The organism is Moritella sp. 36 (assembly GCF_018219415.1).
In the GTDB taxonomy this organism is placed as follows: Bacteria; Pseudomonadota; Gammaproteobacteria; order Enterobacterales; family Moritellaceae; genus Moritella.
Window position 1 is genome coordinate 3,274,966 of sequence record NZ_CP056120.1, and the last position, 25,822, is coordinate 3,300,787.

Consider the following 25,822-nt stretch of genomic DNA (forward strand, 5'->3'; position numbering starts at 1 on the left):
AGGTGTTTATTATAGACACCTACTAATTTAGCCTCTTGACAGCGATAACGTTAGCGCTCACCAACGAGATACAGATAAGTGTGCTTAGCATTGTACTTAGGCGACATATGCACCCCGTAAAAACAAGGCACCTCGTGCTCAAAAACCTCGTTGATGACCTCAAAACCTGCATTTATTTTTCGTATTGAAATGGGATCTTTCGTTACAATAATCATCGCGGCAGAATCCGCTATCGTATCGTTGGCAGCAAGATTCAATAGATTCTCTTCGCAAGAAGTTTCAAAAAAACGGAGTGATTTAGAATGTGACACCAATGACGAAATATCACTGATATTAAATTTAAGCAGCTGATTTTTATTCAGCACTGTCGCCATATGATTAACAAACCGTAATGCGGTTAAACTAGCCCGTTTATCAAGCTCATCGATATTCAACCAAATAGTCGCAATAAAATTATCCTCAATAATTTTACGTCGAGAAAGATAACCAAGTTGATTGACATTTTTTTGCTGATAAATAGCAACAATCAAATCTGATTGCAGTAGATTGACATCATGCGCGATTACATCTTGCGCCGTAATGAATTGCATATCGATATCGTCATTATTCGCAATATCAACGAATAATGGATGTGGTTCAATAAATGATAACACCGTGATATTTGAAATGTCATCATTGCCGTGCTTCGGTTGGATCATGATTATTCCCCTTTCATACCCTCAACTCATTAGAATATTATGGGATAAAAATGCACGGCCTGTTCAACATTACGCTTTAAAATAGATAATCATCTCTTTATAGGCATCATGTTAATAATAGACAAGACAAAAGTGATGTTTAATTGACAATATTGTTCAACAAATAACCTGCTCATATGACCCCCTGTAATGCCCCATTAATCCAACCCATTAAAAATAAAAAAACCTGCACAATTCATATTAATTGTGCAGGTTTCGTTTATATCAATAACGTTTAGTCGTATTACTTATGCTTCGTTATCAAAATATACCTTTGTTTTTTTGTCACGCTTTCTTGCAAGGCTACTCAGGTGTAATCCAGATAAAGTCAACGCAATACCCGTGATCGAACCGATTAAGGCTAACGAACCAAACCAAACCAAACCAACAAGCGTTAAGGTTTCCGTTTTCACTTCTTTATAATGGTCAACATTATCAACATAAGAAGCCATGCGATAAACCTGGTTAGATAACGCCAGTGTGTTCGCTTCTATTTCAATCACGCGAATATCATAACGTAACTTCATATTCATTTGCTTGATATCTTTGATGTAGTCTTTCTCATTTAAGAACTGAACATCTGCTTGATCACGCTTAATCTCTAAATTACGTAACGCTATAGTTTTATCCTGAGCTAGTTTTCTTTGCTTAACCGCTAAATTACTATTACTCGCACTCACTGCATTTTTATAGCTACGACGAAGTTGCTTCACCTCTTCGTTTTTCTGCTGGATCATATCATCTTTCAATCCAAGTAAATCCGCATAATAATCGTCAAGGAATTGAACCGACTCTAAATCAGGGCTGTTGTCTTTAACAATAATAGTGTTGTTATTAATTTTGTTAAGCTGAGTTTCAACACGGCGGATCTTTTCATCGTAATCTTTTTTCACTGCTGCTGAAGTAAAGAAATTCGAATCATCTAACGCAACAACCTTGTCGGCATTCAGCTTATCAAGCTGAGCCAGTAAACGGTTACGTTCGGATTGTACTAAATCAGCGTTGCCTTGAGTACGTTCCATCGATGACTTAAAGCGCTGCTCTTTTTTCTGTGATAGCTCTTGTAGCAGCTCTGATTTTTCAACTTTAAGCTGAATTAATTCCTCTTTTTTTGCTGCTAGAGCACGACTTAACTGTGGAATATTTTTTGATAAGCGCTTATTACGTCTTACTTCACTGGCGTATTGCGATTTATAGTTTGAATTGACCGTAGTGGTATCGTCGTCAATTTGTTGGGTTTTAATATTGTAATCTTGCAATGCAATTTCAATATTTTCTTCATTAATTTTAATCTGGTTTTCAATTTTACTGATCTCAATTTCACTGAGGTTAATTTGGCTATTAATCGATGAAAAAGCGCGTTCAAAACCATTAAGTAAGGTTTCAAATGTGATCAGACACAAGAAGCTAATGATCAACAGGTACATAAGGAATGATTTACGTGAATGCCAAAGTCCGATCACAAAAGGGATCTTGGTTAATTCCACCAACGAGATCATCACAAAAGGTGCCGCTAATGTGAATGTACTGGACAAATCATTACCACTTGACATTAATGATATTGAAATACAAAGACCGATAAATACAACGATAATCTCGACTAACCAAGCGATTTTACGTAAAAACCGACTATGTTTACTCAAGTCTTCGCCTTCATCCCTAACTTTACTGGTATGCGGACCAGTTCCCATTATATCGCTCATTTGTTTAAAACACCTCAATAATAAATAAAATAATACTTCTACTTAGCTACTTCTAGGTAACTTTTCAGTGAGAAGAATAACCACTCAATTTCCATTCATTAAAGACATTGCCAGTTTATAGAATTATTATTAAAACAAATTAACATGTATAAAACTATAACTCTACGCCCACATACTTTCGCTTACCAATGCTCAAATAACGACCGCAACATGCCGCTTATGACAACAGTTTAAAATGCAATATACTAATAAACATCTTTAAAATATGAAAACAGCAACAGCTTATATAATTATTCGGTAAATATACCTATCCAAATAACTGGTACCCACAATTCATTCTCATCACAAAACTTATCCACGACCCTACAGTATTATTATGACATTGAGCAACTTAAGATAATGGCGTTGCCACTAGCATAATGCTGCTGATTTTAACCTATACATTAGCGACAGTGACAGGAATAATCACATAGTCAACAGTATGTATGATATAGGTAACGATTTTTAGCTGTTCCTCTTGCAATATACCCTAATATATTATTTCAGAACATTTACACAACCCACTAAATAATTTGAAATAGTGATAACTGTATTATTATTTCAATAATAATGACACCGATAACGCTTTAAATCCGTTACACTAACAACAATGACATTAAAATCAACAGGATGTGATAATGCAAACAACGCTACCAGCGACAACAAGTGTATGGCAACAAAGAATCAAATCTTTAGGTCCAGGAATTATGATGGCAACCGCGGCCGTCGGCGGCTCTCACTTAGTTGCATCAACAAAGGCAGGCGCAACCTATGGCTGGCAACTAATCGGATTAATTTTACTGGTAAATTTATTCAAATATCCCTTTTTTCGTGCAGGAATACAATACACATTAGGGACCAATAAAAGCTTGATTCAAGGCTATAGCGAATTAGGTAAGGGTTATTTATGGCTTTATACTGGGCTCAATGTCATTTCTGGGATTGTGAATACCGCGGCACTGTTACTCTTTAGTGCCAGCCTACTGGGTTACTTTTTACCCTGGTCACTGCCGTTAACCACACTTGCAGCAATTGTGCTAGCGGTATGCCTCGCCATCTTACTTGCGGGTCATTTTAAAGCACTTGATAAGCTTTCTAAACTGATAATGGCCGTACTGGTTGTTGCGACCGTGGCAGCTGTGGTAATAGCGCTGAATCAAGGTGCGGTTGCTCCTGCTGATTATGTTAGCCCTTCTCCTTGGCAAGTATCTGCAATTGGCTTTATTGTGATAATGATGGGTTGGATGCCGGCACCGATTGAGATTTCAAGCATTACCTCGCTGTGGCTGAAGAACCAGCAAAAAGAACAACAGGTAACGCCAGATTCAGCACTGTTTGATTTTAATATCGGCTATATAGGTACCGCATTACTTGCTGTGGCCTTTGTGATGCTTGGCGCACTGGTACTCCATGGTAATGGGGTTGAATTAAAAAGCTCAGGTATTGGTTTTTCACATCAGTTAGTGAGCATGTATGCACAAACGATTGGTGAGTGGTCTGGTAACTTAATCGCACTGGTGGCCTTCTTTTGTATATTTGGCAGTACAATCACTGTCATTGATGGCTACGCGCGCGCATTAGCAGAGTCGCACTTATTAATCACCAAACAACCACTTGATCAACGTAAATATCACCAAGTGTGGATGGTTGTAATCAGTGCTTGTGCATTGGCTATCTTACTATTCTTTACGTCATCATTAATGGATATGTTGAACTTTGCGATGGTGTTAGCATTTATGACTACCCCGATATTTGCATTGATTAACTATCGCTTAGTGACACAAGCAGAGCTACCAGAAGCGTTAAAACTCACCACTAGCATGAAACTGCTTTCATGGGCGGGTTTGATTTATCTGTTCAGCTTCTTAGTGGTGTTTATTTGGTGGAAGTGGATAATGTAAAAAACTAACGAATGTTGGTAACCAAAGGCTCTATACCTATGATTGATATAATGTTTACATCAATCATAGGTAGTCATTATATAGAAGTAAAATAGTACTATTACGTCTGGTTTAGTACCGTCACATCAATAGAGTACTTCCACACGTTTTCTTCATTATCACCCATTTCTATACTCGCCTTACCACCTTTCGGCAATAACACGAAATCGGGAGTAGTATAACTAAAGTCCCCTTCAGGAGATGTGCACTGCAGAGAACCGTTAAGAAGCAAACCATCAACGTGTTTGGTTAACTTACCTTTATATCGACAGTTTTGATTTTTAGAGCCTGCCCACTGACCTTCTGACAATTCAAATCGAGGAAACACCATGAGCTTTCCACCATCCTCAATCTTTACTTCAACAGCATACTTGGTACCAGCAAATACACTTCCACTCAATAATGTCAGCACCAATACCAACAAATACCTTCTCATAACGACTTACTCTTCTTATATTATTAACGGTGTATGTTACGTAATACCGCGATCAATTAAAACACCGTACAAGCTTCTCTACGCACTGTCGGCCAGCCGCGTGTTTTACCACTCACTGTCGATATAGTGCAATTACCCTTGTTATTCAACAGCTTGTCGCTACCAGTCATGGTGTTGATCACATTTGCATAACTGGTCCAAGTACCAGCAAAGTAATTATTACCGTCTTTTTCTACAAACGCAGGTAAATAGTTTAATGCATTAAAGAATTGACTGCCAACGGCACCCACTTCGGTAATGTTACTGCCACTTTCAAGCGCTTGGTAAGCATCAATTAAAGATTGAATAGACGTTTTAGTGGCCATAATGATGATTTCTTTGCTTTGGTCAGTCAACTCTTTAAGGTGGCTATCACCGTATATTTGAAAACGATCACCATTTAAGTTACGCACAAGAGCACCACTCTCATTAAACTCATTATGGAAGTCTTGTTCATCTTTTGCCCACAGCATCCAGGTACCACGGTATGAAGGCATGAAGTCATTTCGAGGCGCTGTTGCGATTCGCGTGATGGGAGGTAAGTCAGCGAGATCAAACGAAAGAATGCCATCATTATCACGTGTGGCACCAGCTTGTTTCATGATCGCTTCCATCCACAGATAAGTACCTTTCTCTTTTAAACCTGCACTTTCTATCATGTTAAATGATGATTGCTCACGAGACGTCACAACATGCCCAAATGAAAACAAATCAGTTAGACTGTGCAAGGCGTTGGCTTCATGATGTAAGGCAACGTTCCAGTATTTTGGCTCGGTGCGGGCTTTGTCCGCATAATAAAGCGCTTGGCGGTGCAAGCCTATGTACCAAGCAACAGCAGCGTCAGAGAAATGCCAATCATTCACGTTGGCAAGCCGCATCATTTCATCTCCCCACCACCCGGCCTCTTCTAGCTCATCATCTCCAGCAGTGTTAGAATTCAGGTTACCGAGTGCGCCAAATGGCGGCACAACACCAGAACCGACATGATGCAGATAGGTCGTATTTTTTACCGGCTGAGGGCAATAGCTCGGATGTGAACCGTGTTCGAAAACAATATTCTCTTTAATGTCACTGCTTAAAAAACACTGGCCATCAGCATCACACGAAGTCGTTCGACGGTAATCACCATAGATTGCCGCCAGTTCCCCTAATGTGAACTCATCAGACTGACTACCCATATTCGTGCTCAGCGTGAGCAGTTTGGTTGGCAGTTGACTGTCTTTGGGAATATAGATTGCTTTATTATAATGATGTTGACCAAAGCCACTATAATAACAGTTATCCTGTACATTATATTTATATGCATCATGGTCATTTTCATCGTTACTATCAAAGCCTGCCGCCAGTTGTTTCGCTGCACGGAGCTCTTTTGTGTAACTATCAGTTCTGCTCTTTAGCGACACTGTTGTCGGTAATTTGATTGTCTTTGGAATATTGAGTTGCGCGATAGCATTATCGACTATGTTTTTATGCTCTTCTGAATTGAATGCTTGTGCTCCCGAGGTAAAAGCGCCAGCCATTACACAAGTCAAAATACAGCTAACTTTATGTGATATTTTTTTCATATTAATTTTTAATTCCCTTTATACACACCACTTTAGATGCATTACTTTAGATGCATTACTTTAGAGTCAAATTCTATCCACACAAATTAACATGTCAACGTGTCACGCAACACTTTAAAACATACAACCCACAGTGGCAATAGTATGAATCCAAAGGGTTTTTACTGTCAAACCCTCATCCTGCCAGCTTATTATTCCAGCTGGGAACGATTACTCAGTCACATTGACCACCGCTAGTGTAGACAGCTAAAATGACAGTATAATGACGGTGCAGGTATTAAAATGCCGAAAGTAGCGCGACTCAATAGCAGGTACAAAAAAGGCGATATGAATACCATATCGCCTTGTTATTTTACTCAGTTTAAGTCTTAATCCGAGCTTAACGCTGTATTATTTTCGATGCTACTCCGCTTACCGCGTTTTGCTAACGCGTAATAGAATAACGGAGTCAGAATTAAACCGAATACGGTCACCCCTATCATACCAGAGAACACAGCAACGCCCATTGCCTGACGCATTTCTGAGCCTGCACCCGTTGACAATACCATAGGCACAACACCCATGATAAAAGCGAACGACGTCATCAAGATAGGCCGTAAACGTAACCTTGCAGATTCTAAAATTGCATCCATCGTATCCATACCCGAATCCTGCTTTTCTTTGGCAAACTCAACAATCAAAATCGCATTTTTAGTGGCCAGTCCGACTAATACAATCAAGCCGATTTGAGTGAAGATGTTGTTATCACCGCCATACAGAAGTACCCCACTGATTGCAGACAATATCGTCATAGGGATAATCAAGATGATCGCCAATGGTAAACTCAAGCTTTCATATTGCGCTGCTAATACCAAGAATACTAACAAGATAATCAATGGGAACACGAACATGCCAGTATCACCTGCGATGATCTGCTGGTACGTAATTTCAGTCCACTCATAGCTCATACCAATCGGTAAGGTCTCATCGAGGATCTTTTCAATCGCCGCTTGCGCCTGACCACTGCTGAAACCCGGTGCTGGTCCCCCATTAATTTCGGCGGTAGTATAACCGTTATAGCGCATCACACGATCGGGGCCTGATGACTGCGTAATGGTAATAAATGAACCCAATGGCACCATATCACCCTGTTGATTAGGTACTTTAAGCTGACTAACTTGCTCCGGTGTTTGTCGGAAGGATTCATCAGCTTGCATCTTCACCTGGTAGGTTCGGCCAAACAAGTTAAAATCATTCACGTAACTCGAGCCCATATAGGTTTGCAAGGTTTGGAATACCTGATCCAAAGATACCCCTTGTTGCTTGGCTTTAGTACGGTCAATATCTAAATCAAGTTGTGGTACATTGATTTGATAACTTGAAAATACCCCGGCCAGTTCGGGTGTTGCCCACGCCTTATATTGCACTGCTTGCGTTGCTTTATACAAGGCTTCATACCCTAAATTGGCTTTGTCCTGAATTTGTAATCGGAAACCGCCAATCGTCCCAAGCCCTTGTACTGGCGGTGGGGGGAAGATGGCAATAAAAGCATCTTCAATACCGGCAAATTTTGCGTTCAGTTGTTGGGCAATGGCATTCGCACTCAAATCAGCCGTTGTTCGATTTTCAAACTTATCCAAGGTAACAAAAACAATACCTGAGTTAGGGCTGTTAGTGAAACCGTTAATACTTAATCCAGGAAATGCCACCGAATGTAATACCCCTGGATGATCAAGGGCAATATCGGACATTCTACGGATCACCGCATCGGTACGATCTAACGATGCAGCGTCAGGTAATTGAGCAAAAGCCACCAAGTATTGTTTGTCTTGTCCTGGTACGTAGCCAGTCGGTGTTTGCGAAAATTGCACACCCGTTAACGCCACTAAACCAAAATACAAGATACCGATAATGCCGCCAAAACGAATGACTTTACGTACCAACCAGGTATAGCGTTCCGAGGCTCGATTAAATAAACGGTTAAAGGGGGTAAATAACCAACCGCCTAATAGCTTGTCCATCGCACGGGTTAATCTGTCTTTCGGCTCATCGCGGCCTTTTAGCAATAACGCCGACAATGCCGGGCTTAATGTCAGTGAATTAATGGCCGAAATAAAGGTCGAGATAGTGATCGTTAACGCAAATTGCTTATAGAATTGCCCTGTTAAACCACTCATGAATGCAGTCGGAATAAATACCGCAGCGAGTACTAACGTCGTTGCCACAATCGGTCCGGTTACTTCTTTCATGGCTTTTTGCGTTGCCGCAACAGGATCAAGGCCCTCTTCAATATTACGTTCGACGTTTTCAACCACCACAATGGCGTCATCCACAACGATACCAATGGCTAACACCAACCCAAATAAGGATAACGCGTTTAATGAAAAGCCCATGATATACATGAATGCAAACGTACCGACTAACGACACAGGCACGGCAACTAATGGAATGATAGAAGCACGCCATGTTTGTAAAAACAACACGACCACTAACACCACAAGTAATACCGCTTCAAACAAGGTTTTCACTACCGCTTCAATCGAGCCACGTACAAATACCGTTGGGTCATAAACAATTGAATATTCTAGACCATCTGGAAAGTTCTGTGATAAACGAGCCATGGTAGCGCGTACATCATCCGATATCTGGATCGCATTAGAGCCAGATGCTTGGAACACCCCCATCGCAATTGCTTCTTTATTATCAAGTAATGAACGCAGTGCATACGTTTGCGCACCAAGCTCAACACGCGCGACATCTTTTAAGTGGATGATCTCGCCCTGCTCGCCAACACGAATGATAATGTCTTCAAATTCTTCTTGCGTCGATAAACGCCCTTTCACATTAATCAGTAACTGAAAATCTGCGCCACTTGGCTGCGCACCTAAACTACCGGCTGCCGCTTGTTTATTCTGTTCACGTACCGCTTTTATAATATCTGCTGGGGCAAGTCCCAACGACGCCACTTTATTGGGATCTAACCAAATACGTAAACTGTATTCGCTCGCTCCAAACAAGTTTACCGCGCCGACACCTTCGATACGCGCTAATTCATCTTTTACATTTAATGCGGCATAGTTAGATAAATACAGCATGTCATAACGGTTATCAGGCGCAGTTAAATGCACCACCATGGTTAAATCCGGTGATGACTTTTCTGTGACAACCCCTAAACGCTGTACCTCTTGAGGTAATCTCGGTGCCGCACGGTCAACACGACTTTGAACCTGGCTTTGCGCCTTATCAACATCGGTGCCGATCTCAAACGTAACCGTTAATTTTAACAGACCATCCGAGGTGGCTTGTGAAGACATATACAACATGTTTTCCACCCCGTTAATGGCTTGCTCTAAGGCTGACGCGACCGTTTCGGCAATCACTTTAGGATTCGCCCCCGGATAACTTGCCGATACAACCACGGTTGGTGGTACCACCTCGGGATATTCAGTGATCGGCATTAAACCAACGGATATCGCCCCCGAGATAAAAAACAGCAATGAGATCACCGCTGCAAAAATGGGTCTTTTAATGAAAAATTGAGAAAACATATTTATCTCGCTACTCGTGTTAATACTAATTCGCGCGCTTGCTCTAATACTGCTTGATCATGGCGTAATGCCGATAAACTATCGGGTGTGGCCATCTCAACCATATTCGGTTCGATTACCATATTTGGACGTACTTTTTGCAGTCCATTTACCACAATCTTGTCTTCAGCAGATAAACCTTGTGTCACGATCCGCAGGCCTTGCACTTTTTCACCCAGTGAAATACCACGGTATTGCAGCTTATTGTCAGCACCGACCACTAACACAAATTTGTTGTTTAAGTCAGTACCAATGGCTTTGTCGTCAATCAAAATACCACTGTAAGTTGCACTGCCTGCAATACGTAATCGAGTAAATAGTCCCGGTAACAAATCATTGTCGAGATTCGCAAAACGCGCTCTGACTCGGATCGTACCTGTGTTGCGGTTAACCGCATTATCAACAAAATCAATCACACCGGTATGGGTAAAATCGCTTTCATTCGCCAGCCCCATAAATACCGGGTTACCATCAGAACGTTGATCATTACGTTTATGCTGCGCCGTTAGCTGCACATATTTAAGGTAAGTCTGTTCATCAACATCAAAATAAGCATACATATGTGCGGTTGATACAAGACTGGTTAACTGTGTTTTTCCCGCGGTCACATAGTTGCCCGTCGTCACACTGGCATAAGATACACGTCCCGAAATAGGCGCTTTAACATGGGTATAAGCAAGATCGAGTTCGGCACTCATTAGCGCGGCTTTAACCGAGGCAACTTCCGCCGTGGTTTGATGCATATTCGCTTGGCGAGTATCGATTAACTCTTCTGAAACAGCATTTTTCTTATATAATTTAAACGCGCGTTGATAATCATTTCTCGCCAAGGTCTCTGCTACTGTCGCACTGCTTAATTTCGCTTTTAAGCGCTGTACTTCTGCCGCAAAAACACTGGGATCGATTTGAAATAAAATAGCGCCTTTTTTCACTAAGGCCCCTTCATCAAAATTCACTGAATTGATATAACCAGACACCCGAGGGATCAAGGTGACCTGTTCAGGTGCTTCTAAGCGGCCAGTAAATTCATCCCATTCCGTGACAGGCTCGTTTATTACCTTAGCAACACTCACTTTGGGTGCGGGTCTACTTTGGGCTTGGGATTGTGGCGATTGTTCACTACCACATGCGGTTAATACCAGCGCTGTTAAGCTGGTGATCATGAATGTGCGGAATATATTGCTTGTTCTCATGTGATGGTGTCCCTTCGTTACACTGCTTTGCAATCAGCAAATCAAGATAATTAGTGTCAGTCGATATCGCGCTTATTGCACTGCTTTGCTCTATCATTACATACCAATTGGTATGAATTATAACGTACCGACCAGTACAAATTGTTATGTACCGATCGGTATGTTATATATTTTTCAAATAGAGTCAATAGTTTTCGTCTGTAAAGACACTGGACAGAAGACAACACTCTGTCTATCCTATGCGCATAAATAAAGGTAATAAAAGGTCTAAAAAATATGTCTAAAACAAGTTGCGTTGGTCGCCCTAAAGGCTTCGATGTTAATGACGTCTTAGAGAAGGCATTAGCGGTATTTTGGGCTAAAGGTTATGAAGGTGCGTCACTCAGTGATCTCACACAAGCAATGGGGATCAACAAGCCAAGCTTGTATTCAACATTTGGCAATAAAGAAGGATTGTTCCTTAAAGCAGTTGATTTATATGAACAAAGACCTTGTAGTTATTTCCGCCCCGCATTAGAAGAAGCGACGGCCAAAGCGGTTATTACAGCCATGCTCAATGGTGCGGCGCAAAGTTTAGCTGATCACACTAACCCACAAGGCTGCATGCTTATTCAAAGTGCGTTAACGGGGAGTGATGCCTGTAAATCAGTAAGACAGGCATTGATTGATCGCCGCCGGAATCATCAACACGAACTGAAAATACGCTTGGAAGTTGCCCAACAACAAGGGGATTTGACCACGGCGTACAGTGCCGAATCACTTGCTCAATACTTAGCGACAATTATTCAGGGTATGACGATTCAGGCAACGAACTGCATCAGTGCAGCGGAATTACAGAACATCGCCGATCTCGCCCTCAGTCACTTCCCCGGATTAGAGTAATTTTATTCGACGACAGTCACGACAATAATACTTAATCACGATTTCGTATCGCGCGATCAGCGATACGCCTCCCTCCTAATGTCTTATTTCACTCATTCACTCTTTTTTTATACCCGCTTTACTTTTTGTTGCTCCTGCAACAAAAAGATGTATAATCAAACGACCTATTTAGTTGTATGAGCAACAAAAATGAAACATATCGTTTATAAATCTATTATCTATGCTGTTTTGGCTGTTACCATTGGCTTTTCTGCATTTCTAGTCACTTCTGACAATGCTCTTCCTTTTACGACTCAAGCGAGTTTGCATAAAAATGTGGCCAATATTGCGCCTGAAGTAACAGGTGTAATCACTCAAGTCTATGTCGAGAACGGCCAACACGTGCATACTGGCGAGCGTTTATTTTCCTTAGACAAGGCAGCGTATAAGCTAGCAGTGCGCCAAGCTGAAGCGGAACTACATTTGGCGCAAGAGGCCAACTCGTCGAAGTTACAAACACTGACATCAGCAGTGCAAACCCTAGGTCAACGTCAAGCCGAATCTAACAATGCACATACCAAGTTACGACGTTATCAATCACTGTTTAATAAAGGCCTTATTACTCAGCAAGACGTTGAAGATGTACAACTCAGTTTTAATCTGTCTAAAAGTGCAGTGGCAATTGCAAAGGCAGAGATCCAACGTATTAAATCGACGCTTTCAGATCACAATGATACTGCAGAAATTGAGTTTGCCATTGCCAAACTCGATCAAGCCAAACTTGCGCTTGCTAATACTGACGTGAAAGCCAAAAGCCAAGGTACAGTAAGTAATCTGCAATTGCAGGTGGGTAGTTATGTGGCAAAAGGCTCGGTGGCGTTATTTTTAGTTAATGAGTCCAGTAGTTGGCTTGGCGCTGATTTTAATGAGAAAGGAATGAGCTTGCTAGGCACAGGTACTAAAGTCGCGGTCGTATTTGATGCTATCCCGGGGCAGGTATTTAATGGCACATTGTTAAACCAAGATAGCGCCATTTATGATGCCTCTAATTTAACAAATCAACTATCAACGGTGAAGAATGATAATCGCTGGATCCGCGAACAACAAAAAATACGCACTCGTATACAAGTTGAGGGGATTGATACCGCATTAATGTCAGGCGCAAAAGCCAGTGTTATCGTACAAAATAGTAATAGCCTGCTGTCCGCTATCGGTTACAGCTGGATCACCTTTGTTTCTTATTTTAGATATATTTATTAATGTTTCGGTCACTCAAGCCGAAAAATAATCTGCAAGAGGCGCTGCGGATCACCTTCACAATTACCTTGTGTATGGTGTTGGGTAAAATACTTAACTTTAATACCCCGGTTTATCTGGCTTTATATCCAACCATGTTAATTACTAAAGGGAGAGACTTCTCCTGGCTGGCGATGTCACGGGCTCTCGCCCCCTCGCTTATATCTGCGGTATTGGCCGTCTTTGTCAGTGAGCTATTTTATGGCCACCCCTTTATCGTTTGGACTATCAGTTTACTCTTTTTCGATCAGCTACGACGTCGGGCTGATACACCGATTAAATTGGCTAAAATGATACTACCTTGTTTTCACTGGGTATTGATGGTGATATTTTCGCAAAGCGGTCATTTTGATATGCCAGGTATGCTCCGTGAATGCTTTGCCGCAATGGCGATTTCGGCTGCAGTGACAAAGTTGATGATTACTTTGTTTCCTGTATCTAAATTGGGTAAACTACCTCAGTTTAAACCCCAGCCAGTAACGTACGGCCACCGATTGGTCTCTTTAGCTTTAATCGGTTCTGGTTTAGGCTTGTTGCTGATTGTGGATATGTTACCCGCTACGTTTTGCATGGTACCTGTGATTGCAGCAGCGATTCAGTTTAATCGCGGCACGTTCATTGAGCTTGTAGAGCAGCGTTTTATCACTCAAATTGCAGGTTGTGCTATTGCTGGTATATTTATCTTTCTGATGGCTGGCCATCAAAGTACGCTCGGATTTTATGCATTATCACTTGGTAGCATTATCTTTATACTGACGAGCAGTATGCTATCAACAACCGGGTTTACCAGTGGTGTTCATGCCGATACGTTATTAGCGACGATACTGCCAATCCAACTTTATATGGGCAACAATAGCTTTGGTTTAGACAATACGTTTTTACGTGCGTGGCAACTCTTTATCACGTTGACTATCTTATTTATTGGTTATCGGTTAACCATTTCACGAGACAAACATGAGCAAGCAAATCACCCTAATCCCTGAATTAAATGAGAATGTAGCCTTTATGATGGGACTCGCTTATAAGCAGTTCCGCACAATTACGAATCAAAAACTCACCACCGAATTTGATATAACACTAGAGATGTTAGGCGCATTACGGGTATTAGATTATCTGGGTAAAGTACCGCAACAAACCCTATCAACCGCACTGCACCGAGAACGTTCAGTAACCAAACGTTTAGTTGATAACTGCATTAAACGTGGGCTTATTGAAGTACACAAAAGTGATGAAAATAAAAAAGCCCGCTATCTCGCCCTTACTGCCGACGGCCTCACTACCAAAACAAATGCAGATATTATGCTGCATGCGTCAATTGCAGAATTCTACTCACCACTAAGCAGTAGTGAATGTGATCAGTTGCTGTCAATATGCAAAAAACTGGTACAAGAAGGTGTGTGTATTGAGTAACTCAATCTTTACACTGATCTTATATGTATCAATACATTATACTGCTACGATTACGCTTTAATGATGACTTACATCACCGCCCTAAAAGACAGTATTTTTCGTCAAAGGAGATAAAATGAATACGTTTACGATTGACAATAAAACAATGCACTATATCGACAAGGGTCAAGGCCCTGTGCTTATTTTGGGTCACAGCTATTTGTGGGATAGTGAAATGTGGGCGCCGCAGATTGATGCACTAAGCCAACATTATCGCTGCATTGTTCCTGACCTATGGGCTCATGGTAAATCGGACGACGCGCCAGAAAAAACAATCCGCCTGCAAGATTACGCACGCGATGTATTGGCGTTGATGGATCACTTGGCTATTAATGATTTTTCGATTATTGGTCTGTCTATTGGCGGTATGTGGGGAGCTGAATTAACTATTATTGCGCCAGAACGTGTTAAATCATTAGTATTAATGGATAGCTTCGTAGGACTTGAGTCTGAAGTTATGCGTACCAAATACTTAGGCATGCTTAGTGCAATTGATGACGCACAACAGGTTCCTGCACCATTGCTCGATATCATTACGCCAATGTTCTTTGCGCAAAATGCAGCAGAAGTAAACCCAGAGTTAGTCGCAAGGTTACGTAACTACCTTGTTAGCTTGGAAGGTGAGCGCGCTACACAAATCACCAAAATGGGTCGCATGTTTATTACACGTCGTGATGCATTTGAAGATATCGAAAAATTCGCGTTACCAACATTGATTATTGTCGGTGAGCAAGATGTTGCTCGCCCGCCATTAGAGTCGCACCTAATGCAAGATGCGATCTCGGATAGTGAGCTGCTTGTGGTTAAAGATGCTGGACATATTTCGAACCTTGAACAACCAGCTGTCATTACAGCAAAATTGTTAAGCTTTATGGAAAGCGTACACGCCGCATAATTTGAACCAATCGGTGATAATGAAGAAACAAGCACATGCTTCATGTGCTTGTCATCACTAACAGCCCGCATCCATTGGAGCAGTTCCTTCCCTCTTTTCGTCTCACACTCGAATAAGCTATAGAACGTAAAATCATTCACATATTAGGGTTTAAGGCTTAAGAGTTCCTGCCAATGCTTTACCGACTGTTCCATTTTTAATGTTCAAATGCCCAGATGAAAATTCAGTTACATTTAAATTCACGACTTGCTCCAGATTACTGTTTTCTATTTCAGTTAACCCAGCAGGCTTATGATCAAGTATCGTCCCTGCACCGTATGCACTCTTTAATACATCATCATTATCGCTGTAGCAGTTGATCAGACGCAGATCCGTGTGTTTTTCTAAGATAGGTGTCCATTGCTCCGCTTCAGCAGACACAGCCCCCGCCAAAAGATAACAAGCGGTGACTTTATTTGCATCAAGGTTGTTCAATGCCTGATAAGCAACGACCGCGCCTAATGAATAACCCATTAAGATTGCGCCCTGTAATTGCTCGTCATCTTGTATTGCTTTCGCTAAATCATGCCCTGCATGCAATGTTTCGTTAAACGATTTTTTCCAGTGTCCGACAAATTTATCCGTGACAATCTCACCAACCAGAGCGGCAAAATCGACAGGATTCATATCTCTTGCTAGCCTTGCAGCCGCCAACCATTTATCTGCATCTGTATCTGTATCTTTCACATCACCCGTCATTTTACTGTCATCACGCGCGATGTCGGTAACATTACCCGCGTTCCAGCGCACATGAATGATTTTGTTTTTAGGATACTGTTCATCAACAACACTTAGCCAGTCTGACATGTCTCTACCCTCTTTCGAGAGATACCCATTAATAACAAGAATACAAGGGGACTCGCCTTCTCGCACTGTTGCTAATGTTATTGAAGATGACTCTCTGACGATAAACTCGTCATGACTATGTGAAGGTAAGAGTCCTTTTATCTGATCCAGTACTTGGTTTACTAATACGTCATTTGGTTCGATGTCTTTCGCTATATTAAGTTTGCTTTCAAATAAACTTTTCACTAAAAATACCCTAATAAGAATCTTACACGCATTAATGAATGGTTAAACTAATCGATTTGTCTGCATGTACTACGACAATATCCATATCAGCCGCTAAATTAACAATATTATGGCGTAATTTAAATCTTTATTAACATATCTTCGATATATGCGACATTCCTGATTTCAACAAAACGGCCTAAAGCGCTATGATTAAAACAACAAGCTCGCTACATCGAAGGGACAACCTTGCGTAATGAGCTACCTACTGATTATGAAAAACTCAGATTAATGTTAGAGCATAACATCCCACCAAACATCACAACCTATCAGCAATACCATGCTTTGCTGGTGAACACGCCAAAAGCTACTGCACCAAAATTCCTCAATGTCAGCATTGTCCGCTTAGTGAGTGTTGCCAGAAAAAATTACAGAAAACTAATCAAAAAACGGCCTTATGTGGTAAAGCCTAATCCTCAGGATCGTATGATAGCTATAATAATATATAAATAAATCAATAAAATAAGCGGTATTTTAAAAGTATGATTTAAGCATTAATCCCATCTACCTGTCTGTGATATCACTTAATACTGATGTAAACTCAATAACCTTCTACCGAACAGGCATAATACTAAACAAGGACAGTTACTTATGGCTAAAGACATCATTATACCTATCGTTTTTCCTGACTATAGAATAACCGTAGAAATTAAAAGCACAGAGGTCGATGTATTACCTTGGTTTAGCTTCGACAACTTTACAGTTCCAAAGTTTAAAGACAAAATATCAAATCTTGGTCATGCAGGCGTTATGTTCATTAGCGGTAAAGATGGTACAACAAAATACTTTGAGTATGGTCGATATGATCCACCACATAACTTAGGACTCGTTGTAAAGGCTAAGAATCTGCCTGATGCAAAAATCATAAATGGTAAACTAGATGTATCATCATTAAAAAAACCATTTTCATTTATATCAAGAGTCTCAGGTCAGTCCGGTAGAATTGAAGGTGTTTATATTGAGGTCGATGATAAATATGAAGACATTTTAAATTATGCTCGAATACGGAAGGCGCAAAATACAAATCCAAATAGAAAACCTTATGATTTAACAAGCAATAGTTGCATTCATTTTGTTAAAAAAATTATTGAAATTGCAGGTGTAGATACGCCATGGATGATAGATCCTCGACCTAATTCTTACATGGGTGAATTTAGAGGTGATTTTATTGATTTAGACTACACAAAAGATCGACTAATCATAGAAACAATGGGCGAATATTAGAAGGTGATAAAAATGAAGATACTAAATGTTTTTTTAATGGCTTTATTTCTTTCCTTAGTTGGTTGCGGTGACAAAGTTCTCGACAATTCAGAACCTGATAGGGCTGCAACGATCCCCAGTAGTGCAATTTGGGTCGGCGGTCACGATGGCGGCGTTTTTATCTCAATAACCAAACCAACTGATACAGATAAAGACGTTTATTGGGGTGAAATTTTTTATGCTTCAGGAGATATAGCTTACAAGGGACGCATGAGCTTATTTCCTAAAGAAAATGATGGGTTTGATATAAATAATCAATCATCCTATCAAGGCTGGGATGGTGATACGCTTTATATCATAAACAATCAATCACTTAAGATTGTTGAGTAAGTTCTGCAAGCCATTAAAAGGGAGTACTAACCCCACTCCCTCATCTGCTTGTTCTATGATAACAGTCAAAAAATACACTGCTTTAAAGTCCTATGCTTAAACAACACCTCACAACAAAATGAACAATATTGGGCAAACAGGGGGAAAAATAGAGCAAGGATGGAACCTGCAGACTTAGATACAAAGAATAAATGCAAACCTATCATGAGAGGTGGTTTTTACTTACATGACTCGACTAAGGGCTACAGCCATGGTTGTATTGAAGTTGAGACGAAAATTTTTCTTCAATTACGGAATCATCATACTGCTACTAGAAAAAACACGATTATTTTAAAAGTTAAATATGTCAAAGGAATAGCCACAAATGGCGGTACTAAAACGTAGTTTATACATCAGCCTAATTCTCACTGGTTGCGCCCAAGCTTCCCCACAGCTCAATATTGATATTAATAACAAGCTGAGTAGTTGCTTTCAGCTGCAGCAGCAAACCATTTCGATTACAAATGAAGTCCCAATACTCGAAGCTAAGTATCAGGTAAAGAAGAACATTTCGGAGTGTGCTTGTAATTCTAAAATTTTATCTTATTCAACGGCTATAGTTACAGATGATTTGGAAACTCAAATCATCGCAGGGCAATTTATTCTTAATACCGAAGATAGCTTCAATATTCCCATAGCAAGTAGCCAAAAAATCGTTGGTGATTACGATTTAAATATCACACTAGCGTGTGCATTACCTAACTAGCATGTGAATTCAAAGGGAGTACTAACCCCTCCCTCAACTGCAACAGCATTATGGACACCTGCCCAAAAGGCCACAAAACATCAACACCTATCAGCAATATCATGCTTTGCTGGTTGAACACGCTAAACGCTACTGCACTAAAGTACCTCAGTGTCAGCATTGCCCGCTTAATAAGCGCTACCAGAAAAACATTGAATGACTCTGACTATTCACACGTAGTTTCTGTATCGTAACCAAGATAGTAATATCCGCGCCATAACGCTTGTGATTGGCCTGCATTTGTCAGCTTAAAAACTAGGCCTTCTGTTGTACTGCAATAATCAAAACCATACAGCTTTACATCCATATCGATTACGCCTATTGCAAGATCGATATCAGTATCTGTATTAATGGCATAAAATGAATAACCGTTAGTTAAATTAACAGATGCGCGATCCTCTAGTAATGCTAAACAATCCTTACCCGTTTCGGCTGGTCTAGCGATACGAGCGGTAATCACGTTCTCTGAATTGTCCAGCGGCACCAACGTTAACTTCGTGTTATTAACAATAGAATCATTTTTAATCGCCAAACAACTGCCATGCAACCAGCCAACGTTATTTTCAAAATCAGCAACGACTTGCGCAGGCTGAATGTGAGTTGGTTCAGCACACGCGGTTAACATGATAGTGCCAGCAAGTAATGCGTAATATGACTGTTTTCTCATGTTACCTTCCATTAAAAGACCAGTGAGGTGCATCAGTTTTTAATTTTTTGACACCAAAAGATTCACCGACTTTATGCAATGCAATATTGGTATTCGCATTTGTAGAAAAAGTTAATGCTTCTTCATTACCATCTTTCTTTTTGACATTAATTGTTCCCGTCCACGTGATTGTCATATCGATTGCTTTGCCAGCAATATGATTACTTGTTAATGACGGTGGATTGATACTTCGAGGCGGTACAGCGAGTCCGAATCCTCTAACCATCTCCAGCGCTTCAAAAAGATCATCAGTAGACGTGTTGTTCATCGTTAATCCCGGTAAAGCAATATTCGCTTCGGCAAAGAAGCGAGTCGACTGCGTATTATCATTTGTCCAAGCTTGTTGCCACCAGTCTGTAATACGTGGCTTAGCGTCTTTGAGTTTTCTAGCGGTGGGTAAACTATCAGATTGAATGACGCTGAATACAGACATAATACTTGGGGACCGCAGTCCTAAAATAGCTATTGTGGTAGCTATTTATTCGTATGCTTTACCGCATCAGCCAATTCCAATACACCTTTTGCAATCGAGTCTGCAAATTGTTGTCGCTTAGTTTCAGACGATAAATACTCAAGTGTTTGCTTTGTTGGGTTTCTAAAATTAAGCTGTGGTTTAGCGTACTCCCAGCTGGACCATAACTCATCGTCAAATAAATAATCTCCAACCTTTCTACATATTACACGGTATGTTTCATGTCTTTGTGTATTTCCATCTTCACTACGACGAATACCAAAATAAAGCCGATGATCAATTTCAACATACAATAAAATATCCTGGCCATCGATTGGGTAATATAAACCGTGATATTTATACCCTTTTTTTCCTTGAATATAGCTACGAATAAATGCTTCTTTATCTTCACACTTAGTTATCGAATTTGCATTTGGCTCGCCTAGAACAGGACTTAGCGCTACATTAATTTTATCCCACATATCTAGCTGAGCTTCGGCTTTAGTTTCTTCGAAAGCTTGTTGTAAATCGAGAAAATTAACCAAATTGTTATCTGATTTAAGTAAATTCTTAAGGTTGTCCATATACTCGTCGCTTTGAATCCGATTTGTTAATTTATCAATAAGGTTAATATATTGGAGGAAGCTTTCTCTTAATGCAGGTTCTCTTATTGCCAATGCTAGACAGCTGGTTAACCAATCATGTATATCGTCTTTATAACTACAGCAGCGATACTTATCAGAGCTTATAAAATCCGTCTCAATTCCATCAATACTTTGATCGGATGGCGAGCGTCCATCAAGCGTTAAGTAAATAAGGTCTATATTGTCATAACCTTCCGATTTCATTATTTCATAATAACGAGTTAGCTGTTTATCTTGGTCGCTAGCGTAAATCTTATTCTCAATAATGATGGCTTGATTACCACAACAGATTAAAATATCAATATTACGATATTCAATCCTAACCTTAGCTTGCGCTGGTTCACCCATTTCTATTTTAAGCTGCTTTAAAAACAAACGTAAAAACTTGTCCCCATGATTATGAGATCCTAATGGGTTTAGTATTTCACCAAGAAAACGAGAGTGCAGTCGCACTTCATCAGAGTCAGAGCGCAGCACTGAGAACAAATTGAACTCTGATTTTTGTTCATGCTTATCATGTAACAGCTGTACATATTTAAAAAATTGTTCGTTATACAATATAACTCCTAATAAATTATATTCTGGTTATCCAAGAACGTAATAACTTAAATGAAAACTATGCGCTGTAGCTTACCACCTTTTAGCTACATAAAATCAATGCATTAGGGCTAAACCAATGATTGAATTCACACTTCTGATTAAACAATAACTATGCCAGACTAACTGCGACTAAGCTGTTATGTACTTGCTTTAACTATGGGGATTTTTGAAATGGATTTTGTCCAATACCGAGAGCTAATAAAGTCTGTTAAACAGGGTAAAAAGCTACCCACTGCAATTTATCTACACGCCTCAGCAATAGACGAAGTGCTACCCGATATACTGTTGCAGTTTATTCGTCAGGTCATATCAACGCTCAAGCTCACGGTCGATTGGAATCTACTTAAGCTCTATAAGCGTGATTTCAAAGTTACCCTGCTTCACTATCCTGATTTTGATGATTATGCGTATCCTGCACTCGTACAGAGCACGACTATCGACTTAACAGAATTGACTTATCGAACGGCCAGCTACACCAAGTCTGAAAACCCACCGATACTGCACCGCAAGGAAACCTTTGTTTTAGAACACCATCCCGATATAGAAATATACCAAGCAGTAACGGCAGAAGGTGAAAGTATTGGACTGTATGAAAACACCAAAACCATTGGTTTTAAGCAACAGTGGCATCGATTAATTAAACGTAAAGGTTATCAACTCGATGAAAGTGGACGGCTACAGCCTTTAGTACAGTTAACTGATATCGAGAGCATAGATAATCACACTAAAGCGAATGAAACAGATACAGGAATTACCATTCAACGCCACCGAACAGCAATTAACAGAGACAAGCTGTCGGCTCCGTTTCAGAAATTAGCGCAGCATGATTATTTAAATGGCAATTACAGCGTATTTGATTATGGTTGCGGCAAGGGCGATGATGCTCGTGAATTAGAAGCGCATGGGCTCGATATTAATAGCTGGGATCCAGTACACAAGCCAGAAGGCAAACTAACAGCCAGTGACATCGTTAACCTTGGTTTTGTATTAAACGTCATTGAAGATCAAAGTGAACGTCAGCAAACTCTGGTTAAAGCATGGCAACATGCCGACCGTATCTTGATGGTATCAGTCATGATCTGTGGTGATGCCAGGATAAACCAATTCAAACGTTACAAAGACGGGGTGATAACTCAACGTAATACCTTCCAAAAATACTATGCACAAGCAGAGATACGCTCTTACATAGAACAAGTATTAAAGACTAATGCAGTAGCGATGGGACAAGGCATATTTGCTGTATTTAAAGATAAAGACTTAGAAGAAGAGTTTTACCTCAACCGACAATACCAGAAGCGTACATGGCAACAACAAACCACACGACCAATAGCTAAACCACAAAGCCAAGCTGTTAAGAAATCCTTATACGAAAAGCATATGGATCTATTCAATGACTTTTGGCAGCAATGTTTATTCCTAGGCCGTCTTCCTGCCAATGATGAGTTTGAGCTAAGTGATAATATAAGAGCTATCATCGGCAGTCATAGAAAGGCATTTGAACTACTACAGGACTGCGTAGAACAAACCGAATTCGAGCTTGCCCAGCAACAAAGGCGTAAAGACGTATTAGTTTACTTTGCGTTAAGTCTATTTGAAAAACGTAAAGCCAAAGCGCATATACCGGCAAGATTGCAACGTGATATTAAAGTGCTTTTTGATTCATATGCCAACTGTGTCGATACAGCCAAAGAGCTACTATTCTCAGTCGGTAAACCCAGTAATATTGCTGCTGCTTGTGACCAAGCCTATGCACAATTCAGTTGTGGGCAGTTAACCCAAAGTCACTCTTACATCTTTGATAAACAGCTACTGAATAGTATGCCCCCGATACTACGTGTTTATATTGGTTGCGCCGTTCAGCTATACGGTGATCTCGATAATATTGATTTACTCAAAGCCCATATTCGTTCAGGTAAAGTCACCCTACTTCGTTATGATGATTTTACAGATAAAGCCCTGCCACTACTCTGCGAACGCACCAAGATCCGCTTATTGGATTTAGATATCGACTTCTTTACCTATGGTGACGAGTTCCCCCTACAACCTCTTTATGATAAATCCGTTTATCTACAGCCAAACTCAGAACAACTAAAACCCCAACTAGCCTTTGAGAAACGATTAATGAAACAGCTAGGTGGTATACCTAAAAATGAATTTCCAGACTGGGAGCTACTACAAAAAGTATTTGAATATAGAGGTGTAAGGCTAAAAGGGAATAAATTCCATAAACTAAACTAGATCTAGTTCGAAATCATAAATGGGGATATGGCTAGTTGTAACTCCAATCCCTTTATCAATCATAATTTCAGCGAGTGTCTGTCCGTCAATTAAAACAATAGGAACGCAACCTCTCTTAAATGCTACATCTTGAGCTTCTTGTGTGAAAGAGCTCGTTGTTATAAAAATACCTTGCTGATATTCACCTGTAATATCACCACGGAATTGAGATATATCGGGTCTAGATATCTTGCTTGATTTCTTATAACGTTTGCACTGAGCCGCTACATGTAGCTTTGAAATTCCGACTTCTAATGTGCCTAAAACATCAATACCACCGTCACGACCTTTTTTGGTTACCTGCATATCCTCAAAACCATAACGTTCAAGAAAGCGGCGACAGAAATATTCAAAGTCTTCAGGATCTAATGCATAAAGATGATCAACAATGCGAGCTATCGTATCTTTTTTTAGCTTGTTAGCGAGCTCTTTCACTAGTGACAAACTATCAACGATATCCGTTTTATCTTCCACTTTAGACTGTCTAGATATTAAAGGGCTAAATTCACTATTATCATTTTTCAAAAACAATTTTACTTTCGCTTCAGAGCTCCAAGCCGTTGACTCACAATGACGCTCAACTTGAATTCGCAACACTGAAATAGGATCCTTTGCACCAAACTTATATAGTTGACGTTCCATAATTTTTGCATAAATTTGTTTGATAGTCGAAGCTCTGCCAAGTAAATGTAGTGCTTCCAATGCTGCTTCAACAATAGTGAGTTTTTTCATTACATTAACTGCTTAAATTTATTAATTAATTGCACTAATGGTAACTCATCGGTCATGTGGCACCAAGACATTCTTATGGCACTATCAATACGCTTATCATCTAACCCCATTGCGATTAATACATGTGAACGAGTATAACTTTTTGACGTACATGCAGAGCCATTCGAAACAGCAACAACCCCCTTTAAAACGACCATTGCGGCTTCAGAATTGACTTCAGGAATTGAAAAGTTAAGTACAAACGGAGATACATTTTCACCATTATATTGCGCCCCCAATTTATCTAGTTCTGTAACAAGTGATGCTTTTAAGCTCAGGGCATTTTGTTGCCATTGTTCAGCATGCTTGCAGGCTATCTCACATGCAAGGCCAAAGCCTGCTATTAAGGGCGCAGCTAGCGTACCTGGACGTAACTTTCTTTCTTGCCCACCACCAAACATAATTGGTGTTAAGGGCGCTTTTAAAAAACCACGCTTGCGCATAACTAAAGCGCCAATACCCTTTGGTGCGTGAATTTTATGACCGCTAGCACTAATAAAATCAATACGCCGATTGCATAATTCAGCATTGAATTTACCAAAGCTTTGAGCCGCATCAATATGTAAAAAGGCATCGTGACAATTTAAAGCGTCACAGATATCAGCCAATGGCTGTATACAACCAGTTTCATTATTAACATGCATAATGGACACAAGCATTGTTTCATCACGCAGTGCGGACTTTAACTCTGCAATATCAATACATCCACTCTCACCAACATTCAAATAAGTGACATCAAAACCTTTATCTTCTAAATGTTGAATTGGTTCGAGTACGGCTTTATGCTCAATTTTTGTTGTAATTATATGCTTCTTATTATGCTCAAGACCAAACGGCTCTAAACCTAGAATCGCAATATTGTTACTTTCAGTCGCACCACTTGTAAAAATAACTTCAGTCTTATCCGCATCAACGACATTTGCAACTTGACCTCGCGCTTTTTCAACCGCTTTTTTTGCATCAGCTCCAAAATTATGAGTTCGACTTCCAGCATTGCCATATTCATCTACCATCATTTTATAGACTAAGTCCGCAACGTCCTTTATTACCGGTGTAGTAGCATTGCAGTCGAGGTATACAGTCATTAAATAACCTTAAAAATTTAAATAAAAAGAAGCAAGACATCAGTCTTATAATTATGTATCCTACCGCACTTGTTCGTACGAA

General features: G+C 40.2%; 22 protein-coding genes and 1 pseudogene. 11 read left to right on the top strand and 12 right to left on the bottom strand.

Annotated features, from left to right (window positions below; all coding sequences use genetic code 11):
• Positions 1-50: 50 nt before the first annotated feature.
• Positions 51-698 carry a hypothetical protein gene (locus tag HWV03_RS14445; RefSeq protein ID WP_211676540.1) on the bottom strand — a complete coding sequence of 216 codons (648 nt, stop codon included), beginning with the start codon at positions 696-698 and terminating at the stop codon, positions 51-53.
• Between the two features lie 287 nt (positions 699-985).
• On the bottom strand, positions 986-2,440 hold the full coding sequence (locus HWV03_RS14450) for a hypothetical protein (RefSeq protein ID WP_211676541.1): 1,455 nt from the start codon (positions 2,438-2,440) through the stop codon (positions 986-988).
• 677 nt (positions 2,441-3,117) lie between these two features.
• Between HWV03_RS14450 and HWV03_RS14455 the strand changes: the two genes are divergently transcribed.
• Positions 3,118-4,380 (top strand): NRAMP family divalent metal transporter, encoded by a 1,263-nt coding sequence (locus tag HWV03_RS14455; RefSeq protein ID WP_211676542.1) that lies wholly within the window; start codon positions 3,118-3,120, stop codon positions 4,378-4,380.
• A gap of 100 nt (positions 4,381-4,480) precedes the next feature.
• Here the strand turns inward: HWV03_RS14455 and HWV03_RS14460 are convergent, their stop codons facing one another.
• The 4 genes from HWV03_RS14460 to HWV03_RS14475 form a co-directional block, all read right to left on the bottom strand.
• Entirely contained in the window at positions 4,481-4,855 is a 375-nt protein-coding gene (locus HWV03_RS14460) for a hypothetical protein (protein WP_211676543.1), read from the bottom strand.
• A gap of 56 nt (positions 4,856-4,911) precedes the next feature.
• The gene (locus HWV03_RS14465; RefSeq protein ID WP_211676544.1) at positions 4,912-6,459 is read right to left on the bottom strand and encodes a hypothetical protein; all 1,548 of its coding nucleotides are present in this window, start codon (positions 6,457-6,459) and stop codon (positions 4,912-4,914) included.
• A gap of 368 nt (positions 6,460-6,827) precedes the next feature.
• Positions 6,828-9,986 (bottom strand): efflux RND transporter permease subunit, encoded by a 3,159-nt coding sequence (locus HWV03_RS14470; protein WP_211676545.1) that lies wholly within the window; start codon positions 9,984-9,986, stop codon positions 6,828-6,830.
• 2 nt (positions 9,987-9,988) lie between these two features.
• Positions 9,989-11,218, bottom strand: coding sequence for an efflux RND transporter periplasmic adaptor subunit (locus tag HWV03_RS14475; RefSeq protein ID WP_211676546.1), 1,230 nt, complete (start codon positions 11,216-11,218; stop codon positions 9,989-9,991).
• A gap of 276 nt (positions 11,219-11,494) precedes the next feature.
• Here HWV03_RS14475 and HWV03_RS14480 point away from each other — a divergent pair, with 276 nt between their 5' ends.
• From HWV03_RS14480 to HWV03_RS14500, 5 genes are all read left to right on the top strand, one after another.
• Complete coding sequence (locus HWV03_RS14480; RefSeq protein WP_211676547.1) at positions 11,495-12,100, top strand: TetR/AcrR family transcriptional regulator; 606 nt, start codon at positions 11,495-11,497, stop codon at positions 12,098-12,100.
• Positions 12,101-12,289: 189 nt separating this feature from the next.
• Positions 12,290-13,339, top strand: coding sequence for an HlyD family secretion protein (locus HWV03_RS14485; protein WP_211676548.1), 1,050 nt, complete (start codon positions 12,290-12,292; stop codon positions 13,337-13,339).
• Positions 13,339-14,358: a DUF2955 domain-containing protein gene (locus tag HWV03_RS14490; RefSeq protein WP_211676549.1), complete on the top strand. Its 1,020-nt coding sequence runs from the start codon at positions 13,339-13,341 to the stop codon at positions 14,356-14,358. The genes HWV03_RS14485 and HWV03_RS14490 overlap by 1 nt, the downstream gene beginning before the upstream one ends.
• Positions 14,330-14,785 (top strand): MarR family winged helix-turn-helix transcriptional regulator, encoded by a 456-nt coding sequence (locus HWV03_RS14495; RefSeq protein WP_211676550.1) that lies wholly within the window; start codon positions 14,330-14,332, stop codon positions 14,783-14,785. The genes HWV03_RS14490 and HWV03_RS14495 overlap by 29 nt, the downstream gene beginning before the upstream one ends.
• Before the next feature lie 115 nt (positions 14,786-14,900).
• On the top strand, positions 14,901-15,719 hold the full coding sequence (locus HWV03_RS14500; RefSeq protein ID WP_211676551.1) for an alpha/beta fold hydrolase: 819 nt from the start codon (positions 14,901-14,903) through the stop codon (positions 15,717-15,719).
• 150 nt (positions 15,720-15,869) lie between these two features.
• On the opposite strand, the gene HWV03_RS14505 is transcribed toward HWV03_RS14500, so the two are convergent.
• The gene (locus HWV03_RS14505) at positions 15,870-16,790 is read right to left on the bottom strand and encodes a DUF726 domain-containing protein (protein WP_211676552.1); all 921 of its coding nucleotides are present in this window, start codon (positions 16,788-16,790) and stop codon (positions 15,870-15,872) included.
• A gap of 228 nt (positions 16,791-17,018) precedes the next feature.
• On the opposite strand from HWV03_RS14505, the gene HWV03_RS14510 reads away from it, so the two are divergent.
• The 4 genes from HWV03_RS14510 to HWV03_RS14525 all read left to right on the top strand — a co-directional run bounded on the left by HWV03_RS14510 (position 17,019) and on the right by HWV03_RS14525 (position 19,167).
• The gene (locus HWV03_RS14510) at positions 17,019-17,282 is read left to right on the top strand and encodes a hypothetical protein (RefSeq protein WP_211676553.1); all 264 of its coding nucleotides are present in this window, start codon (positions 17,019-17,021) and stop codon (positions 17,280-17,282) included.
• Positions 17,283-17,420: 138 nt separating this feature from the next.
• Positions 17,421-18,053 carry a hypothetical protein gene (locus HWV03_RS14515; RefSeq protein ID WP_211676554.1) on the top strand — a complete coding sequence of 211 codons (633 nt, stop codon included), beginning with the start codon at positions 17,421-17,423 and terminating at the stop codon, positions 18,051-18,053.
• 12 nt (positions 18,054-18,065) lie between these two features.
• Positions 18,066-18,422 carry a hypothetical protein gene (locus HWV03_RS14520; protein ID WP_211676555.1) on the top strand — a complete coding sequence of 119 codons (357 nt, stop codon included), beginning with the start codon at positions 18,066-18,068 and terminating at the stop codon, positions 18,420-18,422.
• Positions 18,423-18,786: 364 nt separating this feature from the next.
• Complete coding sequence (locus tag HWV03_RS14525; protein WP_211676556.1) at positions 18,787-19,167, top strand: DUF2195 family protein; 381 nt, start codon at positions 18,787-18,789, stop codon at positions 19,165-19,167.
• A 205-nt stretch (positions 19,168-19,372) separates the two neighbouring features.
• Here HWV03_RS14525 and HWV03_RS14530 read toward each other — a convergent pair whose 3' ends face one another.
• From HWV03_RS14530 to HWV03_RS14540, 3 genes and pseudogenes are all read right to left on the bottom strand, one after another.
• Positions 19,373-19,873 carry a hypothetical protein gene (locus HWV03_RS14530; protein ID WP_211676557.1) on the bottom strand — a complete coding sequence of 167 codons (501 nt, stop codon included), beginning with the start codon at positions 19,871-19,873 and terminating at the stop codon, positions 19,373-19,375.
• A 253-nt stretch (positions 19,874-20,126) separates the two neighbouring features.
• Positions 20,127-20,324, bottom strand: a pseudogene (locus tag HWV03_RS14535) (SAM-dependent methyltransferase); the annotation flags it as partial.
• Positions 20,325-20,386: 62 nt separating this feature from the next.
• Positions 20,387-21,565 (bottom strand): PDDEXK-like family protein, encoded by a 1,179-nt coding sequence (locus HWV03_RS14540; protein WP_211676558.1) that lies wholly within the window; start codon positions 21,563-21,565, stop codon positions 20,387-20,389.
• A 213-nt stretch (positions 21,566-21,778) separates the two neighbouring features.
• On the opposite strand from HWV03_RS14540, the gene HWV03_RS14545 reads away from it, so the two are divergent.
• Positions 21,779-23,845 (top strand): DNA phosphorothioation-associated putative methyltransferase, encoded by a 2,067-nt coding sequence (locus tag HWV03_RS14545; RefSeq protein WP_255546837.1) that lies wholly within the window; start codon positions 21,779-21,781, stop codon positions 23,843-23,845.
• On the opposite strand, the gene HWV03_RS14550 is transcribed toward HWV03_RS14545, so the two are convergent.
• Both HWV03_RS14550 and dndA read right to left on the bottom strand, forming a co-directional pair.
• A complete protein-coding gene (locus HWV03_RS14550; RefSeq protein ID WP_255546838.1) occupies positions 23,837-24,616 on the bottom strand; it encodes a restriction endonuclease in 780 nt (259 codons plus the stop codon). The genes HWV03_RS14545 and HWV03_RS14550 overlap by 9 nt on opposite strands.
• Positions 24,616-25,740, bottom strand: coding sequence for a cysteine desulfurase DndA (dndA, locus tag HWV03_RS14555; RefSeq protein WP_211676560.1), 1,125 nt, complete (start codon positions 25,738-25,740; stop codon positions 24,616-24,618). Before dndA ends, HWV03_RS14550 begins: the two co-directional genes overlap by 1 nt.
• Positions 25,741-25,822: the final 82 nt, after the last annotated feature.

Excerpts from the sequence above, each read along its gene's own strand:
- HWV03_RS14445 (WP_211676540.1), bottom strand. The coding sequence starts at position 698 with ATGATCCAACCGAAGCACGGCAATGATGACATTTCAAATATCACGGTG.
- HWV03_RS14450 (WP_211676541.1), bottom strand. The coding sequence starts at position 2,440 with ATGAGCGATATAATGGGAACTGGTCCGCATACCAGTAAAGTTAGGGAT.
- HWV03_RS14455 (WP_211676542.1), top strand. The coding sequence starts at position 3,118 with ATGCAAACAACGCTACCAGCGACAACAAGTGTATGGCAACAAAGAATC.
- HWV03_RS14460 (WP_211676543.1), bottom strand. The coding sequence starts at position 4,855 with ATGAGAAGGTATTTGTTGGTATTGGTGCTGACATTATTGAGTGGAAGT.
- HWV03_RS14465 (WP_211676544.1), bottom strand. The coding sequence starts at position 6,459 with ATGAAAAAAATATCACATAAAGTTAGCTGTATTTTGACTTGTGTAATG.
- HWV03_RS14470 (WP_211676545.1), bottom strand. The coding sequence starts at position 9,986 with ATGTTTTCTCAATTTTTCATTAAAAGACCCATTTTTGCAGCGGTGATC.
- HWV03_RS14475 (WP_211676546.1), bottom strand. The coding sequence starts at position 11,218 with ATGAGAACAAGCAATATATTCCGCACATTCATGATCACCAGCTTAACA.
- HWV03_RS14480 (WP_211676547.1), top strand. The coding sequence starts at position 11,495 with ATGTCTAAAACAAGTTGCGTTGGTCGCCCTAAAGGCTTCGATGTTAAT.
- HWV03_RS14485 (WP_211676548.1), top strand. The coding sequence starts at position 12,290 with ATGAAACATATCGTTTATAAATCTATTATCTATGCTGTTTTGGCTGTT.
- HWV03_RS14490 (WP_211676549.1), top strand. The coding sequence starts at position 13,339 with ATGTTTCGGTCACTCAAGCCGAAAAATAATCTGCAAGAGGCGCTGCGG.
- HWV03_RS14495 (WP_211676550.1), top strand. The coding sequence starts at position 14,330 with ATGAGCAAGCAAATCACCCTAATCCCTGAATTAAATGAGAATGTAGCC.
- HWV03_RS14500 (WP_211676551.1), top strand. The coding sequence starts at position 14,901 with ATGAATACGTTTACGATTGACAATAAAACAATGCACTATATCGACAAG.
- HWV03_RS14515 (WP_211676554.1), top strand. The coding sequence starts at position 17,421 with ATGGCTAAAGACATCATTATACCTATCGTTTTTCCTGACTATAGAATA.
- HWV03_RS14520 (WP_211676555.1), top strand. The coding sequence starts at position 18,066 with ATGAAGATACTAAATGTTTTTTTAATGGCTTTATTTCTTTCCTTAGTT.
- HWV03_RS14525 (WP_211676556.1), top strand. The coding sequence starts at position 18,787 with ATGGCGGTACTAAAACGTAGTTTATACATCAGCCTAATTCTCACTGGT.
- HWV03_RS14530 (WP_211676557.1), bottom strand. The coding sequence starts at position 19,873 with ATGAGAAAACAGTCATATTACGCATTACTTGCTGGCACTATCATGTTA.
- HWV03_RS14545 (WP_255546837.1), top strand. The coding sequence starts at position 21,779 with ATGGATTTTGTCCAATACCGAGAGCTAATAAAGTCTGTTAAACAGGGT.
- HWV03_RS14550 (WP_255546838.1), bottom strand. The coding sequence starts at position 24,616 with ATGAAAAAACTCACTATTGTTGAAGCAGCATTGGAAGCACTACATTTA.
- dndA (WP_211676560.1), bottom strand. The coding sequence starts at position 25,740 with ATGACTGTATACCTCGACTGCAATGCTACTACACCGGTAATAAAGGAC.